The following is an 18,241-nucleotide window of genomic DNA, read 5'->3' as shown; positions in this document are numbered from 1 at the left end:
GCTAGGTTTTTATGTCTTTCTTTTAATTAAAACAATTAAATGATAATAAATTGTTAATTTATTATTCAGGTTACCATACTTGGTGCTTACCGATTGATCAAGTTAAGGTTTTTGAAATTTTGCTTAAATTCAGACTAGAAGTGATGAAAAAATAATTGCAGTGACAATGAGAAATAGAAACTATGGAATGTTAGGAAGTCGCTGATAGGTTTATCTCTATAAAGAAGAGCTGCTGCTTCTCAGGCAAAGGTCATTAACTTCAGACCGATGCCGTAATAATTGAAGTTCGCCTCAAATACTACAGAAACCTTAGTGCGCGTAAGCCGTCATGGTTGACGTTTTGTGCATAGAGCTTGATATATCGGCTTCAGTTTCGAAAATAATGCCCATGGCGCGAGCACTTTTAGTGATCAACTGTAAGCGGCGCTTATCTTTCATGTCTAAGCTTGAGGTCCAACAAATCGCGGCGCTGCTGGTGCCTGAAGTCAGTGCCTTCTCCATTGCCCATAAGGTTTCGACTTCGTCTTTGGTATGAACCAAGAGTACTTTGTTTATGGCTATCCCTGCTTTTGCCAAAATCGTTTTGTAGTCATTGCTAGGCGGATTGATCAGTACTATCCAGCGCCCTTGATGGCTCAACTGAGCCAGTTGTGGACTAAGGGTTTGAAGTTCAGTGAGCCCATAAGACTGAGTTTGCACAGTGTTAATGGCTTGAGGCTGCCAAACATTATCACTTTGCCAAAGTCCAGGATGGTGTTGTGTTCCTATTGATTGCATACTCATAACCATTCTCCATTGCGTATCACACCGACTGCTAAACCTTCGATTTCACACTGCTCATAGGTTAAATCAACTTCTATAGGGGCATACTCTTCATTTTCTGCATGTAGGTAAACGACATTTCCCTTTTGTTCAAAACGCTTAACAGTCACTTCGTCTTCTAAGCGCGCTACAACGACTTGTCCATTGTTGGCTTGTTGCTGCTTATGTACCGCTAATAAGTCACCTTCTAAGATACCAATGTCTTTCATGCTGTCACCACGAACTCGCAGTAAAAAGTCGGCAGCAGGTTTAAATAGATGAGCATCAACTTGATAATGCTGCTCAACATGTTCTTGAGCGAGAATAGGCGCACCAGCGGCGACTTGACCAATTAAAGGTAGCCCTGTTTCTTGTTCAGTAACTTCTTGTGTTAGACGAATACCACGTGACGTTCCCGGCATGATCTCAATGTAACCCTTTTTGGCTAGGGCTTTTAAATGCTCTTCGGCAGCATTGGCACTTCGGAATCCAAGGCGGCGAGCAATTTCTGCGCGTGTCGGTGGCATGCCCGTTTCGGAAATATTACTTTTGATCAGCTCTAAAATTTCAGCTTGTCTTGGAGTCAGTGGTCTCATCGTAATGCCTGTTTGTCTATACAGTGTTACTGGTATTATATACAGTAATTACTGTAGCGCAAGAGTTAATCAATTAAGCATGGAACTCAAGAAGTTAAAATTTAACCGCTACAATCTAGCTCATTGTTTTTTATTGACTTAAAAACCTTGCGTTTTAAGTAGACATACCTCAATGTCGTTGATTGTTCTATATGTATTATTTATCATATTTAATGCTGTATCTTATAAAAATAAACATATATGGACATTGATAATGAAAACAAAACTGACTCCCACAGTGGTGGCAAGTTCTTTGTCACTGATTTTTGGTTCTCAATTGGCACTTGCAAATACGCCTACCGACAATCAATCTAATGAAGATGTTGAAAAAATCATCGTTACTGGGCTTCGTTCTAGTATCGTAAGTTCGATTTCACAGAAGAAAGATTCAAGTGAAGTGTCGGATGTGATCACCGCAGAAGACATTGGTAAATTCCCTGACATTAACGTTGCAGAGTCTTTGCAGCGTATTCCTGGGATTCAAATCACCCGTTCTCGTGGTGAAGCCTCTGGCATTGCCATTCGTGGTTTGGATGAAGTGGCAACCTTACTGAACGGCCGTAACTACTTTGGTGGTTCTTCGGATGTGAGTATCAACCGTTTCGCCAGCTTTGAAGATATTCCTGCTGAGCTGGTGGGCTCGGTGAAAGTGTATAAATCCATTTCAGCGGATTTGATTGAGGGCGGTATTGGTGGCGTAGTGGATATTCAACGTACTGATGCATTGAGCCTCGATGGTTTTACTTTTGCTGGTAGCGTTAAATCTCATTACAGTGAGCTTTCAAAAAAGTGGTCACCACGCGGCTCGATTGTTACGGGGAATGTTTGGGATTTAGACGGTGAAGATGAAAAGCTGGGGGTGATCCTTGGTGTTTCTTACTTAGAGCGTACCTTCCGTGAAGATCAAGTTCGCGTTTCCAAGTTTTCCAACATTACAGGTGACTTCCCGAGTGGCAAAGCGCCAGAAGGCGCTAAAGCAATTAAGTCTCTGAACTCTTCACCAGCGTGGGGTGATCGTGAGCGTAAAGTGTATTCCCTTGGTGTGGATTACGCGTTAGATGCTGATACCAAGTTTTATTTTGATGGTGGTTACACCGATTATACCTCTGTGCAAAAGCGTCAAGAGTATGTATGGGGTTTTAACGCTGCCAACATTATTGATGCCGACTTTACAGGCGTGAATGCTAAAAAGCCTTATGCAAAGAGCGTTAAGTTCAGTGATATGACGTTTGATGTACTGAGCATGATTGATGATCGTTATACCAAAACCTATGATGCCGCTGTCGGATTTGAAACCAAGTTTGATAATTGGGCGATCAGCACAGAAGCAAGTTATATCGATACCGACAATGAAACGGCGTTTCGTAACTCAAGGATCCGTGATAACTGGGACAAATTACCAGTAACCGTTAATCAAGGTGGTTTCCCTAACCAACCGCCAGCTGTCGACTTCGGTGACTTTAATGTGGCGGATAAAGGCAACTTTAATATGGTGCAGTGGCGTCACTTAAGTCGCCAGCTCAGTGCGAATGAAAAAGCCTTTAAGCTAGATGCTGACTACTTTTTTGATGAGGGACTCATTACCTCGCTAGAAGCTGGCATTCGTCTGGCAAAACTTGAAACCATCAAAAACACCCAAAATAACCATATTTTTGATGCTTCAGGTAAAACCTATGGCACAACGGATCCATTGGGATTAGTTGAGCCGAGTCGCTGGAACAATTTTATGAGCAAATACAGTGGTGCTCAGTTCTTTGGACAATATGTGGCGATTAACCCAACGTATTTATTGAGCAGAGATGCCGAAATTCGTAAGCACTATGGCTTTGGCTCGCAATCAACCATCCAAAATCCAAAAGATCACTTTGATTATTCTGAAGATGTGTCATCACTGTATCTAAAAGCCAATTTTGATACTGTGATCAGCGATATCTACGTTAGCGGTAACTTTGGCGTGCGTTATGTGAAAACCAAAACCACAGCAGATTATTTCTTTGATACGGGTAATAAAGACGCTGATAACAAGCCGATTTATGAAGATGTTACCGATAACAAAGATTATGCGGAGTGGTTACCTTCCTTCAACATCAATGCAGAGCTTACAGAAGAAGTGATCTTGCGATTTGCGGGTTCTCGAACCTTTGCAAGACCGCATTTAGGTGATTTAGCACCATCATTGGCACTGAACTATGAACAAGGGCGTGGTTCGGGTGGTAATCCTGACTTAGACCCATTTACCGCTGACAGCTTAGATTTGGCACTGGAATACTATTTTGAAGAAGGTGGGTTACTTTCTTCAGGTTTATTCTACAAAAAAGTCGATGGTTTCTTACAAACGATAGAAAGTAAAGAAACCATTGGTGGTCAAGAGTTTGATATTCGTCGTAAGCGCAATGGTGGTTCCGGCACGGTAAAAGGGATTGAATTAGCCTATCAGCAGTTTTTTACTTCTTTACCCGCTCCATTTGATGGATTAGGGGTACAAGCGAACTACACCTATGTGGATTCAGATGTACCTTCTCCTAACCCAGAATTGCCAAACATTGAGCTAGAGCGTTTATCGGACAACAGTTATAACCTTGTCGCCATTTATGAGAAAAACGACTTCTCAGGTCGTCTATCTTATAACTATCGTTCTGATTTCTTAGTCAGTTCAACCGTTAAGCAGGAAGGTTTCGGCCAGCTGGACGCGTCATTCTCCTATCAAATTAATGATCAATTTAGAGTGTCTTTAGATGCGCTAAATTTATTGCGTCGAGATCATTTGGAGGTGAGAGCCGAAGACAATGCTGATCCATTCCGTTGGATTGCCACTGAAAAGCAATTATTGCTGGGTGTGTCTTATAAATACTAATGGATTAATCCGTTAACTGATAAGCCCTTCTTATGATCACCGTAAGAAGGGCTTTTTTCTGAATATTTACTGAATAGTAAGAGGGTTATACTCGCTATGACATGATGGCTTTGTTAGCGTTTTACACAAATCAATCACCACTTTCTGTTATGAAAATATCACGCCTTTTTACTAGTCTATTACTGGTGTTCTCAACGCACTCCATGGCTATGCAACTTATACCTATGGCTATTGGTGGCAAACTTACTGTTCAAGGTGCAACCATTGCTGAAGAGGATACCTCAACTCCGGTAGAGCTCTATTATTCCAATTCATCACAGTTTTATATGAGTGGTGGTTTCAACGCCATAAAGCAGGATTCTCAAGGCGGCGATTATACGTTGGATTTCCATGTACCAGCCTCTGCAGATAACGATATTCCCACCTCAGCAACCACAGTGAATTTTCTGATAGGGTTCCAGCCCGACGGTGCAGCTCCCGATAAATTAGGAACGGCATTATGTACTATGGATATGTCGTACGCTGTGGCCAGCAAAGCGCTTACTCTGTCTAATGCTAACTGTAAGAACAGTTATGGATTGGATAATTACCAGTTCAATGTGAGCTTTGGCGGACAAAGTACGACAACGCTTGATGATATTTCCTCAAATAGTGCTCAATTACCGAGCTTTGATATTGCGGTATCAGCTAAATAAATAACACGTCCTCGGCTGAAACCAATGATCTGTTTATAGTTGAGAACGCCCCCTTGTTGTTGACCGTTCATGGCTTTGCCTATGAGTTGGTTTTCTATTGAGCCGTACAGCTAAATGGGCTTGCAAAATTCGAATCATCCCACGCTTTAATTCTTTGTTTTTAAAATTGAAACCTGTTGTAAAGGTGTTTTCTACATCAACTAGGGCGTCGGCATCACATTTTGAGAGTAATTGATTAAATTGGTGAAGTGTGTGACTGACATCAGGCGTAAGAGCCAGCCATTTAAATCTATAAGGAGCCAGCTCTGACTTGACATCCATAGGCGCTTCTCTGGAGGGATCGTGGCCACTGGTATGCACAATGGCATGATTGAGTCGTTCATCTGAAACTTTACCTTGAAGCTGTTTATAAATGAACAGGTGATTGTCTGCTTGTCGGAATAAGTCGATATGTTGATGAGTCAGTAATTGTTGGACATTGTTTATGTGTCCTCTTTCTAATGCAAAATCCAAGGCTGAATATGCACAGGGAGCGAGCTCATTGATTTTACAATAAGGCAGCATAGCCTTTATGACCTCGGGCGAATCACTCATATAGGCGGCTAACTGGAAGGCATTGCCACCTATAAGAGAGCAGAAAAGCGACACTTGCTCAGGAGCATGCTCGATAATTTTTATTGCAACCTGAGGTTGCTTGGCCTTAACGGCTTCGATTAGAGGAATAAATGGAAGCGACTGGGCAAGAGGGAGATTCTCATTCAGATGGACTAGCCTTTGTTCGACCAATTGGACATTCCCAGTTTTGATGGCTGTGAGAAGCAGTTGATGCTGTTGTTTTTGAGGGTAGTCCCTGTCAAAGCATTCAAGTGGAATTAACTCAGGGTGTTGACAAAGCCAATTTAATTCCTGATGGGTTACATGTTCAGTTAGATTTTCATTGAAAGAATGGATAATGATGGCAGCGGTTAGACTGTCGACATTCAATTGTTTGGCAAACTCTAGCCAGCAGGCAAGTAAGGGCTTTGGAATATTGGGTAACAAGCGTATATAACTACGAGTTTGTTCATCGTTGCCTTTGGGGTTTGCTATCCAACCTGAGCACTTAATACACCAAGCTAAATTTTTAAAATATACATGGGCTGATTGCCAGTTAAGAGCGGGGTGCTCCTTTATCTTATTGACGACGTCTGCAATTGAATGACAGTTAAATGAGAGATGGATAAGCTCATACATAACATTGATTTCGCCACAGCTCTCTACTTTTTCCCAGCTCTGTTCCCAATCATTTTCGGCTTGCTGTTCTTGTTGATAAATCGTTGTCTTGGGTCGTTCAGGCAAGAAACGCAATGCCTCTCTAGCTCGTTTTAAGCGCTGTGTTAACTCTGTTGTTAAAATTTTCAGTTGTTCGTTTTGAGCTAGTTCAAAATTGCATTTTTGCTCAACTTGTAATGGAAGAAACAAGCGCAGCCGCCCTTGTTGCAATAGTTGTAATAAAAATGGTTGGTACTGTGTGTGGCTCAAGGCCATTTGCAGAGCGGTGCCTTTGGCGGTCATTTGGTTTAGATTGATCGACTCACAGGCAATCAGAGCCTTAAATGCGTTGAGGTGGTTTGAGTGTATACATTGATGCAGTATTGAGCCATTTTCGGGAGCAATTTGAAGTTCTCGTTCGAGGGCTTCAGGTGGTAAAAGTTTGAGTACATGGGCTGTGAGTTTGAAGCTATTTAGCGTAACAACCCGCAGTAGTAACCGTTCAGGGCAACAATTGGTCTCTGCTTTGGCATCTAACGATGGGTTTTGCGAATGAATAAAGGACAACAAGATCTGGATAGCAAACGTATCACTTTCTTTGAGTAGAAAGCTGAATACTTGGTTTACGCCATCGGCGGCAAGTCTACTGTTATCTCTCAATATAAGTTCTAGCTTACCTAACCTACATATATGCATAGCTTGCTCGGAGGTAATGAGGATGCCTCTCCTCGCTTGCTCAACGACAATGCAAAGTTGTAACCGATTGTTTGACATCGATTTTAATGTTTGAAATTCAACCTTGGATAGATAGCGTAAAGGCGTTAATTTGTCATAATCTACGCTGGCTTTTTTAGAAGACCTGTTTTTCGCTAGCTGCTGTTGAAGCTCAATAAACTCATCTTCCAAGACGGTATTGAAAAAATTAAAGACGCGAAATTGTACTAAGGGATGATTATGGAGCAGCTGATGAATTGTCCGTGATTCAGGAAAAATGACAATACTCAGGCACTGCTTAGCTTCTTCTAATGAGTTAACTTCTAGTGCATTTAAGTAGCCAGTAAGAATGTTTCTGTTGGTTTCACGTCTTGCCAAATGAAGAATTTGATAAACATTGAGTCCTGTTTGTGTACCTTTATGTTGTACCCAAAAGAAATTACCCCAAGCTTGTTTAACGTTAAAGGTAGGTTTTACCGTCTGCTGTTGTTTTCTGTTATGTGGCGATGCCGTCAATGTACATACACTTGTTGCCATTGGAGCAAAATGCGCTCGATATTGCCGTTGAAGGATCCCTAACCAATGGAGGTTGAGTGAACGAACGTCTACTCCACTTGAAGAACCATCGTAATTAAGTAAATCGGACAGTTTTATTTTATCAAGTAAAAAGGAGTTGAATGGCTCTAACACTAATAAATTGATGTCTTGTAATAACTCTCCTTTAATTTGAGTAAAGTCCACCACTGAATTGGTCGCAGAAATCATTCGATGCCTTTGCAAGTGACCAGTTAGATTTTCAAAATAGCGTTCACAAATCGTACTCATGATATGTGAAGCGGTAAGCAAAGCTCCAACTTGTCGAGCAAAATGAGAATAATAGTGCTCAGGGTATTTTCTTCGATAACCGATACCACTGTCATCAGCAGCGGCTTCAATGGCAAACATCGGATCTACACTTCTGATGAGGTGATGCACAATATGTGATTCATATTCTCTTCCGAGGGAACGGTATGATGATCCTCGGTTTTGTTCCGTAAAATACCGCTGTGCTTCAACCTTGACCATTTCAGAACACAGGTTTTTTAACACGCCGTTGGCACCTAAATAGGAAAAGTGAAGTTTACGGTATGCTTCAGAAATTCGAGATTGTACTCCACCGGTACAGGTGTCGAGCCCATCGATCATGTCATCGATTAAATCGATTTGCATGGCGAACGGTAGTGGTGAACCTTCTACGAAATGAACCACTCGGTGAAACTCCAATCTTGCTTCACCATATAGGCAGCACCGATAATCGGGGACACTTTGATCAATAACCTTACAGCTATCACTTTTTTCGAATAAGTGATATTCGAAGGTTTCGATTTTTTGGAGTTTTGATTTTTGCTCTTTTTGAATGAAAAATTTCTCAACTAATTTTTTTAGTTTTTTTATATCGGCTTTGTAAGAATCTGAAAAAGCGACAAACGTATGTCGTGATTTAAATGAAGAGTAAGTATCATTTTGATGAAAACACAATACCGTTGAAAACGTAACTGCTTTGCCTGTTTCAGTGACTTGATACAGCTTTTGCGGACTGCTTTTAAACACGACCCTATCGGTGGCTCGGTAAGTGCCACGTACTTGAAAACGAAGTGAAACGTCAACTGCTAGCATAAACGTTTGAATAAAAACTGGAGTAGAGCATTATCCCAGTAAAAAAATGTTGTTTCATTTTAGTGAGATAAAAATCAGGTTAAATATTATTTACTCATCATGCCAAGGTTATACCCCCTAGGAATTGAGATAAGAACAAATTGATAATTTCAGTTCGTACAAAGCAAAGATTTATGTTGTTGAATAAAACAATTACTTATCCTCGCTTCGATAAATTGGTATTCTAGAGGGAATATTTAGATTTAGACGTCACGCTCCTATGCTCAAACATGATTCCTGGTTTTTTAAATCCTTGCGTTTTATTCAAAAGTGGTTTGTTCATACTATCGTCGTACCGCAAGAGCCATTTTCAGATTTAAACATTAAGGCTGACAAGCCTTTGGTTTATGTGATGAAAACGGAATCCGTCAGTGACTTTGCCGCGCTGAGTGAAATCACTGCCAAATACGGTCTGCCCGATCCTTATGAGCCCGTTACCATCAATGGGCAATCCGTTTCCAGAGTCGTGTGCTTACAAGGGGCTAAGCCTTTGTTTGGCTCAAACCAAAACGATCAAGAGTATTTGAATAATTTCAGTCAATTACTTGAATGGCATCATCAAGATCCGCAGTTGGATATTCAGCTTATGCCAGTGAGTCTGTATTGGGGACGTACGCCGGGTAAAGAAGATGACACCATGAAGGCGGCAGTACTGGAGAGAGAAACGCCAACTTGGTTGCGCAAGTGCTTAATGATCCTATTTTTAGGGCGCCATAACTTCATTCAATTTTCCAATGCCGTTTCATTGCGTTATATGGCGGATGAGCACGGTACTGATGAGCGCATCGCACATAAGCTCGCTCGTGTTGCTCGAGTGCATTTTGGACGTCAGCGCAAAGTGATGACCGGTCCTGACTTACCTAAGCGTCAAACTTTGTTTAAACAGTTATTAGCATCAGAAGCGATCCAAGATGCCATTGATGAAGAAGCGAAAAGTAAAAAAATCTCCCGTGAGCAGGCGAAAGCTCGTGCCGAAGAGTACCTAGATGAAATCGCTGCCGCTTATTCTGATAACTTAGTTAGGGTTTGTGAGCGCTTGCTAACTTGGCTTTGGAATAAGCTTTATAAAGGCATTAACATCAGAGGTGCGGAGTCGGTACGCCAGCTGCATCATGACGGTCATGAAATCGTGTATGTTCCTTGTCATCGCAGCCATATGGATTACCTCTTATTGTCGTACATTCTCTATTACGAAGGGATGGTACCACCGCACATTGCGGCGGGTATTAACCTCAACTTCTGGCCAGCAGGTCCTATGTTCCGTAAAGGTGGCGCTTTCTTTATTCGTCGTAGCTTTAACGGCAACAAACTGTATACCTCTGTTTTTCGCGCTTACTTAGATCAGCTGTTTGATAAAGGCTATAGCGTTGAGTACTTCACTGAAGGTGGACGTTCACGTACTGGTCGATTATTAAATCCGAAAACGGGCATGCTCGCCATGACGGTAAACAGTGTTTTGCGTGGCTCAAAACGTCCTGTAACCTTAGTACCAGTGTACTTAGGCTACGATCACGTAATGGAAGTGTCGACGTATCACAAAGAACTCAGCGGTAAGAAAAAACAAAAAGAATCCGTGTGGCAAGTGTTTGGTGCTATTCGCAAACTGGGTAACTTTGGTCAAGGCTATGTGAACTTTGGTGAGCCTATTCAAGTTCAGCAACACCTTAATGACATTGAGCCCAATTGGCGTCAGCAGATGGCGGAAGATCCGAATCAGAAGCCGCAATGGTTAACACCAGCGGTAAATACGCTAGCCACCAAAGTCATGAGCAACATTAATGGCGCTGCTGCGGTCAGCTCTGTAACTTTAGTGAGCTTGATTTTATTGTCATCTGAGCAAAAATCGCTAGATAAAGCCAGCCTTAAACGCCAGCTTGCTCTGTACTTGAAGCTGCTTAAAGCGGTGCCATATTCCGAGTTTACCTCTGTGCCAGAAGGCAATGAAGATACCTTACTTGAGCAAGCCTTAGAGCTTGAGAAATTCACCATTGAGCCGGATAAATACGGTGACATCGTGTCACTTGATGACACTCAAGCGCGAGAAATGACCTACTATCGCAACAACATTGTTCACTTGTTTGTGTTGCCAGCGTTGATTGCAAATTGCATTTTGCGTCATGAGCACATCAGCCGCGAAGGCATTTTAGAGCATATCGAGCAACTGTATCCATTGATGCAAGCTGAGCTATTTTTGAATGTTCCAGAGCTGACGGCTCATGTTGATGCCTTTATTGAACACTTTGAAGCCCAAGAGCTCATTAAGCTAACCGAAGGCGGCTATAAACACGTTGAAGCGAATATGTTGGCACTTAATATTCTGGCTCGCACCCTTGATGAGATGCTGCAGCGTTACGGTATTTTATTTAACTTACTTGAGCAGCAACCCGATATAGAGCGCGTTGATTTAGAAAGAGAAAGTTTAGCCTTAGCCAAACATTTAGGGACGTTGCATGGCATTGCTGCCCCAGAGTTTTACGATAAGAAATTGTATGCTACTTTGACCGTTAAACTGAAAGAATTAGGGTTTATCGGACAATCGGAGCCAAACATGTCACTTTCGTCACTTGTGTCTCAATTCAATCATTTGCTTGATCCTGCGGTTAAGCAAGTTCTCATTAACAGTGTAAAGCAGTCACAAACTCAAGAGCCTATTAATTAATGGCGGCGGCACAGGGCGTTACCTCACCCTCTGTAATTGGCGGAGCCATGATTGTTGCTGGCACCGCTGTTGGTGCTGGCATGTTTACTTTGCCCGTGGTTGGGGCTGGGATGTGGTTCAGCTACTCAGTGTTGATGTTGCTGGTGGCTTGGTTTTGTATGATGATGGCCGGTTTGTATCTGCTTGAGGTGAATCTGCATTACAAAGCTGGCGTTAATTTTGATTCTCTCACTAAGACGATTTTAGGTAATTTTTGGCGAACCGTCAGTGGTGTCAGTATTGCGTTTTTAATGTATGTACTGACTTATGCCTATGTCAGTGGTGGCGGCTCTGTCGTTAATCATAGCTTGCAGGCTATTGGTCTTAGCTTGCCGCAAGGCTGGGCAGGCCTAGTGTTTGCGGGTGTGTTGGCAACCATCGTCATCATTGGAACCAAGCATGTCGGGCGCATTTCCACCATTATGTTAGGTGGCATGTTGATCACCTTCTTTATGGCTACTGGTAATTTACTCTTAGACGTTGAACCCGCTAAGTTGTGGATGCCAAATGGTGATCCTCACTATTCCCTTTATATCCTTGGTGCCTTGCCCGTTGGTTTAGCCAGTTTTGGTTTTCAGCAAGTGGTGCCAAGTTTAGTGAAATACTATGATAAATCGGCGTCACATGTGCTCAAGGCAATACTGATCGGCACCGTATTGGCTTTGGTGATTTATATCTGCTGGATGATGGTTACCATGGGTCATATTGCCCGCAGTGAGTTCTCTCATATTATTGCCTTGGGGGGCAATATGGGGGCGCTGATTGAGGGAATGTCAAAAGTGGTGTCCAGTGCTTGGTTATCGAACTTACTGACCTTATTTGCCAATTTAGCGGTTGCGTCATCTTTCTTAGGAGTGAGCTTAGCTTTATTTGACTTTATAGCCGATTTATTTGGCTTTGATGACAGTTGGTCAGGTCGAATTAAATCTGGCTTAGTCACCTTTGTACCACCAACGGTGTTAGGAATTTTCTTACCTAATGGGTTTATCATGGCCATTGGCTTCGCGGCGTTAGCTGGGGCTATTTCTGTGGTGATCATTCCTTGTCTGATGGCTATAAAAGTACGAAAACTTAACCCTGACAGTCATAGTTTTCGTGTGCCAGGCGGCAGTGGATTATTAGGAGTGGTGTTCTTATACGGTATCGCCGTTATGGTATGCCATTTACTCAATATGGCAGGATTGCTGCCTATGTTTGGTTGATAAGTACCTGACCATAAGCTTCTCAAGATTTTCTTGTGCTCAGTTTTATCACTCTACTGCGTTGCAATTTCGGTTACATAGCTATGGCTATGCGACCTTCATTGCGCCTTGTATTGCACTAAACCTGAACACAATAATTTTCAAAGAACTTATCGACAGGCACTTAAGCCCCTATTGTTTGATTTCAAAAGCCAGCTTGAACGCTGGCTTTTTTATCAGTGCTTATCAAGATTTCAGTTGTCGCTGATACCATAACCAATAAATTGCAGGTAGAACAAACAGCGATAACAAAGGAGCGGTGATCATGCCGCCAACCATAGGTGCTGCAATGGCTTTAAGTACTTCATTACCTGAGCCCACGCCCCATAATGCTGGCAACAGTCCAAAGAAGATGGTGGCCACCGTCATGGCTTTAGGGCGGATACGCATCAAAGCGCCTTGCATGATGGCGTGGCGTAAATCAGACGTGGTAGACAATTGCTGTTTGGCTTTTGCATCACTGATGGCATTGTTCAAGTAAAGCAACATGATGACGCTAAACTCAGCGGCTACCCCCGCCAGAGCAATCATGCCGATGATCACTGCGGTAGAAAACTGAATGCCCATCGCATAAATCAGCCAAGTACTACCGACTAAAGCGAACGGCAGTGACAGCATCACCATAGTGGCTTGGCTTGCTTGCTGAAAAGTCATTAATAGCAGAATGAAGATCACTACCAGTACTACTGGGATCACAACAGACAAGGTGTTTTGTACGCGCTGTAGATACTCATATTGACCCGCAAACTCGTAAAAATAACGTGGTGGCAGAGCTAAAGACTGATCCAAGGCTGTTTGAGCCACATGAATATAGTTTCCGAGCGCAATATTTTTGATATCTACAAAGACCCAGCTGATCAGCTGTCCGTTTTCACTTTTGAGCATGGCGGCATCAGAGCGCAATGTGATCTCAGCAAGATGTGAGAGTGGGATCATTTGCCCCTGATTACTGGTGACGGGTAATTGCTTGATGGCTTCAAGGTTATCCCTTAATTCACGTGGGTAGCGCACGATGATGGGATAGCGCACATTGCCTTGAATTGACTCACTGATGGTCATGCCGCCAATTGCAAAGCGTACTACGTCGTGCAGTTGTTGCTGACTGATCCCATAGCGAGCTGCAACATCGAGTTTGGGCTCGATATCTAAATAACGTCCGCTGCTGCTGCGTTCGGCGTATACCGACTGTGTGCCGTCAAGTGGCGCTAAAATGGATTCTATCTGCTGACCAATGTTCTCAAGCTCTTTTACATCTTCACCGCTGATCTTGATACCAACAGGGGTTTTAACACCTGTCGATAACATATCAATGCGAGTTTTGATGGGTTGTACCCAAGCGTTGGTTAGCCCTGGTACTTGAACCTTTGCATCCAGCTCAGCAATGATGCCATCTAAGGTCATTCCACTGCGCCATTGATCTTTAGGCTTAAGTAAAATGGTGGTTTCCAGCATGGTCAGTGGTGCGGGATCGGTCGCGGTTTGCGCGCGTCCCACTTTACCAAAGACACGCTTCACTTCAGGCACGGTTTTAATGAGCCTATCGGTTTGCTGTAGCAGCCGCCCGGCTTTGGCGGCACTGATCCCCGGCAGTGTGGTGGGCATATACATCAAATCCCCTTCTTCTAACTCAGGCATAAACTCAGTGCCCGTATGAGCGATGGGGTAATAGCTGCTGGTTAAAATGGAGATAGCCGCTACTAATGTCAGTTTTGGATGTTTGAGTACTTGATTAAGCAGAGGGCGATAGCTTGCCATCAAGCCACGGTTTAATGGGTTTTGCTGCTCAGAAGGGACTTTCCCTTTGATCAAAAAGCCAATCACCACAGGAATAAGGGTGATCGACAGTAAGGCGGCGACTGCCATGGTAAAGGTCTTAGTGAATGCTAGCGGGCTGAACAGTCGACCTTCCTGTGCTCCTAGAGCGAACACAGGTACAAAGCTAAGCGTGATGATCAGCAGCGAGAAAAACAGCGCGGGTCCCACTTCTACACAGCTTTGTTTTATCAGCTGCCAGTGTTCAGTATTGCTGGGTGTTCGCTGATGTTGCTGCTCAAAGGCTTCGAGATGTTTATGAGTGTTTTCCACCATCACAATTGCGCCATCGACCACGGCGCCAATCGCAATCGCAATGCCACCCAGACTCATAATGTTGGCATTGATCCCAAGATGGTTCATTAAAATGAACGCACCTAATATCGACAGCGGCAGTACTAAAATCGCTACGAGTGTCGAGCGAGCATGGAATAAAAACAGCAAACACACCAGCGCCACAATCAGCATTTCTTCGCCAATTTTGACGAATAAATTATCGACCGAATTATTAATGAGCTCGGAGCGATCGTAGGTAGGCACAATCTCTACGCCTTCAGGTAATCCTTTTTTCAATTGCTCTAGACGAGCTTTCACCGTTTCAATCGTGGCTTTGGCATTATTTTGATAACGCATGACAATAATGCCGCCCACCACTTCACCTTTACCATCAAGCTCGGCAATACCGCGGCGGCTGCTTGGTCCTAAGCGGACGGTGGCGATGTCTTTTAGCAACAGAGGTGTGCCCGAAGGCGATACCTTCCCAACAGGTAAGTGCTCAATTTGAGCGATGTTGGTGAGATAACCTTTAGCACGGATCATATATTCCGCTTCTGCCATTTCTACCACAGAGCCACCAACCTCACGGTTGTGCATCTTGATGGTGTCGATCACTTGCTTGAGGGTTAAGCCAAAATTTTGCAGTAAACTTGGATTCACCACGATTTGATAGCTTTGCTTCATGCCGCCAATCGTAGCTACTTCGGCAACGCCTTCAATGCTTTGTAGAGCAGGCTGTAAGTACCAATCTTGTAAGCTGGTGAGCTGTGATAAATCATGATTGCCAGAATGGTCGACTAACGCATACTCATAAATCCAGCCTACGCCAGACGCATCAGGCCCCAAAATGGGCTGTACGCCTGAGGGTAATAGGCTTGAAGCTTGAGATAAGGTTTCTTGTACACGACTCCGCGCCCAATAACTGTCGGTGTCATCATTAAAAATCACATAGATGTAGGAATCACCAAACAGAGAAAAACCACGAACGGTTTTTGCCCCAGGGACACTCATTAAAATGTTCGACAGTGGGGTGGTGATCTGCTGCTCCACCAATTGTGGTGATTGACCTGAATATTGGGTTTTCACAATCACTTGCACATCCGATAAGTCAGGCAAGGCATCAATAGGGGTACGCTTAAGTTCAAGCACACCCCATCCGGTCATCAATAAAGCTAACATGATGACGATTAAGCGCTGCTCCAGCGCGAGAGAAATAATACGTGCTAACATTCTTCCCTCCTAGTGCTGGTGAGCGCTAGATAAACGCTCTAAACCACCGCGTAGACTGGATTCTGAGTCCAATAGGAATTGCCCTGACACCACTACCTGATCGCCTTCTTTTACGCCTGACAGTACTTCGACTAAGCCTTTGCGTTTCAGCCCAGTGGTAACGCCTCTGGCTTCAAAAGTGTTATCTGAGGTTTTCACAATAACGCGATTGTCAGTACCGGTTTGGATCAAAGCATGTTGTGGAATAGTCAGCACATGGTGTTTTGCACCACCAAGTAGCTCAACATCGACCAAAGCATTATGTTTTAGCGGTACAGAACTAGACTCAAACACAATACGAGCACGACTGCTTCGAGTCACAGGATCTTGATCAGGATACAGATACTCAACCTTGCCGATACGTGTTTCCCCTGCGGTGGTGACAGGTTTCACTCTGGCAGTGATACCTGTTGTTAGCCAAGGTTGATTGGCATCGTAAATATCGGCGACGACCCAAATGTCATTGGTACTGGCAATGGCAAGCACTTCGGTTTTAGGCTCAATATACATACCTTCGCGAACGTTAAGGGCTTTAATAACGCCCGCTTGTTTGGCGTAGTAATTGACTAAAAATTGGCTTTGCTTTTGCTTTTGAAGCTGCTGAATTTGCTTTGGACTGATCCCAAGCAATAACAAGCGAGTGCGTGATTTTTCAAGTAGTTCTGCATATTTACGACTGCTTGGATTTTTCTCGTAGGTATTCAGTGTCAGCAAAAAATCATCTTGAGCGGTGATCAGCTCTGGTGAATAGAGCTGATACAACAGTTGCCCTTGCTTGATTTGCTCACCAATGCTGCTTACCGCTAACTTCTCAATCCAGCCACTAACACGGGCGTGTTGGTGATGAATTTTACGTTCGTCGTATTTGGCGATGCCAGTGGTTTTCACGTATTGCCATAAGGTTTGGCGCTTTACTGACGAAACCTTAATCGACAGAGCTTGTTGCATATCGCCAGACACGCTGATGGATGGCGTGTTAGTGTTTTCACTGGCAACGGATTTCACCAAGTCCATCCCACAAATCGGGCACGTACCCTCGTGATCTTTTTTGATATGGGCATGCATTGGGCATACGTATTGTGCTTTAGGTGCAAGCACTTGGTGCATTGAATGATCGTGATTGGCCGCAAATGCTGATGCCAACGTGCCCAGCCATAGCAGGGCAATAAAGGAATAACGCATCATAATTTCCTATTGTTAATTCAGAAAAATGCCCCGAATAATTGGGGACAGAATAATTAAGCTGAATTAGGCAATAGGAGGGCGCAGACTCGGATCGGGATGGTATTGATAGAAAAAGCGGTTATGAAATGCCATTGCTTGAGTAGATCTCGGTAACGACATTTTTAAGGCACTATAGGTTAGGCTGACGCCAGCCACAACGCCACAAGGCTCACAACTGCCTTGGCAATCGTGTTGCTCTGTTTGGCAACAGTCATGAGTCATGTTGGAGACTTTGGTTTGCATCACCTTGCTGTCATGATGGCAATGCTCATCCATCGTCATAGATTGACTCATTGGTGCTTGAGAGGAATTCAAGGCAGGCAAGGTCGCTGCCGACACGCTTTGCGTGAGCAGAAAACACACACTGATGATGATCAATAGAGCGTATTTCATCTAACCTAATTTAATTCCCATAACTCATTGCCGCTGAATCTAGCATAAAAAGACCCGCAAAGCCGAGCTTTTGTTACGAGCTTTGATGAAAGTATAATCGAGAGTCCACTTGTCCAGCTACTTTTTGTTTGAGTAGTCGCCAGTGTTGAGGTACGGTTAATTGAGTCGCATCTGATTCTAATTCTACATAAATTAACGCTTCATCCGTTAACCATTGGTTTTCAATTAACAGTTTGATACTAGGCTCAAGCAGGTTTTTGCGAAACGGTGGATCAAGGAAAATTAAATCAAAAGGCTTTTCTGGCACTTGCTTTAATAACGATAAGCTATCCCCTTGGCTTACTTTAGCACTGTCACATTTTAAAGTATCGAGGTTTTGCTGAAGCTGTTTTGCAGCTTTTTTATCGAGCTCAAATAACTGTGCGAATTCAGCATAACGGGATAAGGCTTCAAAACTCAAACTGCCGCTGCCTGCAAAACAATCCAATACTCGAGCACCACGTACATCTGCCATTAACCAATTAAACACCGTCTCTTTGATACGGTCTGTCGTGGGGCGAAGCCCTTCAACATCATGGATAGGTAATTTTCGCCCACGCCATTGCCCTGAAATAATACGAACTTGGCTGCTTTGTGACTGTTTTTTCGCCATGATATTCCTATGTTGTGCTGAAAGAGAAAAT

At 43.4% G+C, this 18,241-nt stretch carries 11 protein-coding genes; 4 read left to right on the top strand and 7 right to left on the bottom strand.

What is annotated here, in order from left to right; all coding sequences use genetic code 11:
• Nucleotides 1–309 precede the first annotated feature (309 nt).
• Both E2H97_RS18210 and lexA read right to left on the bottom strand, forming a co-directional pair.
• Nucleotides 310–783 carry a cell division inhibitor SulA gene (locus E2H97_RS18210; RefSeq protein WP_133408435.1) on the bottom strand — a complete coding sequence of 158 codons (474 nt, stop codon included), beginning with the start codon at nucleotides 781–783 and terminating at the stop codon, nucleotides 310–312.
• The gene (gene lexA / locus E2H97_RS18205) at nucleotides 780–1,397 is read right to left on the bottom strand and encodes a transcriptional repressor LexA (RefSeq protein WP_133408434.1); all 618 of its coding nucleotides are present in this window, start codon (nucleotides 1,395–1,397) and stop codon (nucleotides 780–782) included. Before lexA ends, E2H97_RS18210 begins: the two co-directional genes overlap by 4 nt.
• Before the next feature lie 253 nt (nucleotides 1,398–1,650).
• Between lexA and E2H97_RS18200 the strand changes: the two genes are divergently transcribed.
• Together E2H97_RS18200 and E2H97_RS18195 are read left to right on the top strand one after the other, a co-directional pair.
• Nucleotides 1,651–4,290 carry a TonB-dependent receptor gene (locus E2H97_RS18200; protein ID WP_133408433.1) on the top strand — a complete coding sequence of 880 codons (2,640 nt, stop codon included), beginning with the start codon at nucleotides 1,651–1,653 and terminating at the stop codon, nucleotides 4,288–4,290.
• Between the two features lie 203 nt (nucleotides 4,291–4,493).
• Nucleotides 4,494–4,985, top strand: coding sequence for a hypothetical protein (locus E2H97_RS18195; RefSeq protein ID WP_133408432.1), 492 nt, complete (start codon nucleotides 4,494–4,496; stop codon nucleotides 4,983–4,985).
• Between the two features lie 33 nt (nucleotides 4,986–5,018).
• Here the strand turns inward: E2H97_RS18195 and E2H97_RS18190 are convergent, their stop codons facing one another.
• Nucleotides 5,019–8,606, bottom strand: coding sequence for an ankyrin repeat domain-containing protein (locus E2H97_RS18190; RefSeq protein WP_133408431.1), 3,588 nt, complete (start codon nucleotides 8,604–8,606; stop codon nucleotides 5,019–5,021).
• A 259-nt stretch (nucleotides 8,607–8,865) separates the two neighbouring features.
• Between E2H97_RS18190 and plsB the strand changes: the two genes are divergently transcribed.
• Entirely contained in the window at nucleotides 8,866–11,304 is a 2,439-nt protein-coding gene (gene plsB / locus E2H97_RS18185; protein WP_133408430.1) for a glycerol-3-phosphate 1-O-acyltransferase PlsB, read from the top strand.
• On the top strand, nucleotides 11,304–12,545 hold the full coding sequence (locus E2H97_RS18180) for an aromatic amino acid transport family protein (protein WP_133408429.1): 1,242 nt from the start codon (nucleotides 11,304–11,306) through the stop codon (nucleotides 12,543–12,545). Before plsB ends, E2H97_RS18180 begins: the two co-directional genes overlap by 1 nt.
• A 225-nt stretch (nucleotides 12,546–12,770) precedes the next feature.
• Here the strand turns inward: E2H97_RS18180 and E2H97_RS18175 are convergent, their stop codons facing one another.
• The 4 genes from E2H97_RS18175 to rsmD all read right to left on the bottom strand — a co-directional run bounded on the left by E2H97_RS18175 (nucleotide 12,771) and on the right by rsmD (nucleotide 18,210).
• The gene (locus E2H97_RS18175; protein WP_133408428.1) at nucleotides 12,771–15,902 is read right to left on the bottom strand and encodes an efflux RND transporter permease subunit; all 3,132 of its coding nucleotides are present in this window, start codon (nucleotides 15,900–15,902) and stop codon (nucleotides 12,771–12,773) included.
• Nucleotides 15,903–15,911: 9 nt separating this feature from the next.
• Nucleotides 15,912–17,126 carry a heavy metal-binding domain-containing protein gene (locus E2H97_RS18170; protein WP_246029027.1) on the bottom strand — a complete coding sequence of 405 codons (1,215 nt, stop codon included), beginning with the start codon at nucleotides 17,124–17,126 and terminating at the stop codon, nucleotides 15,912–15,914.
• 63 nt (nucleotides 17,127–17,189) lie between these two features.
• A complete protein-coding gene (locus tag E2H97_RS18165) occupies nucleotides 17,190–17,558 on the bottom strand; it encodes a hypothetical protein (RefSeq protein WP_133408427.1) in 369 nt (122 codons plus the stop codon).
• A gap of 73 nt (nucleotides 17,559–17,631) precedes the next feature.
• On the bottom strand, nucleotides 17,632–18,210 hold the full coding sequence (gene rsmD / locus E2H97_RS18160) for a 16S rRNA (guanine(966)-N(2))-methyltransferase RsmD (protein ID WP_133408426.1): 579 nt from the start codon (nucleotides 18,208–18,210) through the stop codon (nucleotides 17,632–17,634).
• Nucleotides 18,211–18,241: the final 31 nt, after the last annotated feature.

The organism is Parashewanella tropica, assembly GCF_004358445.1.
In the GTDB taxonomy this organism is placed as follows: domain Bacteria; phylum Pseudomonadota; class Gammaproteobacteria; order Enterobacterales; family Shewanellaceae; genus Parashewanella; species Parashewanella tropica.
This window is presented reverse-complemented; position numbering and strand designations above follow the sequence as displayed.

What these genes read in the sequence shown, in the direction of transcription:
- E2H97_RS18175 (WP_133408428.1), bottom strand. Translation starts at nt 15,902, where the DNA reads ATGTTAGCACGTATTATTTCTCTCGCGCTGGAGCAGCGCTTAATCGTC.
- lexA (WP_133408434.1), bottom strand. Translation starts at nt 1,397, where the DNA reads ATGAGACCACTGACTCCAAGACAAGCTGAAATTTTAGAGCTGATCAAA.
- E2H97_RS18200 (WP_133408433.1), top strand. Translation starts at nt 1,651, where the DNA reads ATGAAAACAAAACTGACTCCCACAGTGGTGGCAAGTTCTTTGTCACTG.
- E2H97_RS18180 (WP_133408429.1), top strand. Translation starts at nt 11,304, where the DNA reads ATGGCGGCGGCACAGGGCGTTACCTCACCCTCTGTAATTGGCGGAGCC.
- E2H97_RS18190 (WP_133408431.1), bottom strand. Translation starts at nt 8,606, where the DNA reads ATGCTAGCAGTTGACGTTTCACTTCGTTTTCAAGTACGTGGCACTTAC.
- E2H97_RS18210 (WP_133408435.1), bottom strand. Translation starts at nt 783, where the DNA reads ATGAGTATGCAATCAATAGGAACACAACACCATCCTGGACTTTGGCAA.
- E2H97_RS18195 (WP_133408432.1), top strand. Translation starts at nt 4,494, where the DNA reads ATGGCTATGCAACTTATACCTATGGCTATTGGTGGCAAACTTACTGTT.
- rsmD (WP_133408426.1), bottom strand. Translation starts at nt 18,210, where the DNA reads ATGGCGAAAAAACAGTCACAAAGCAGCCAAGTTCGTATTATTTCAGGG.
- E2H97_RS18170 (WP_246029027.1), bottom strand. Translation starts at nt 17,126, where the DNA reads ATGATGCGTTATTCCTTTATTGCCCTGCTATGGCTGGGCACGTTGGCA.
- plsB (WP_133408430.1), top strand. Translation starts at nt 8,866, where the DNA reads ATGCTCAAACATGATTCCTGGTTTTTTAAATCCTTGCGTTTTATTCAA.
- E2H97_RS18165 (WP_133408427.1), bottom strand. Translation starts at nt 17,558, where the DNA reads ATGAAATACGCTCTATTGATCATCATCAGTGTGTGTTTTCTGCTCACG.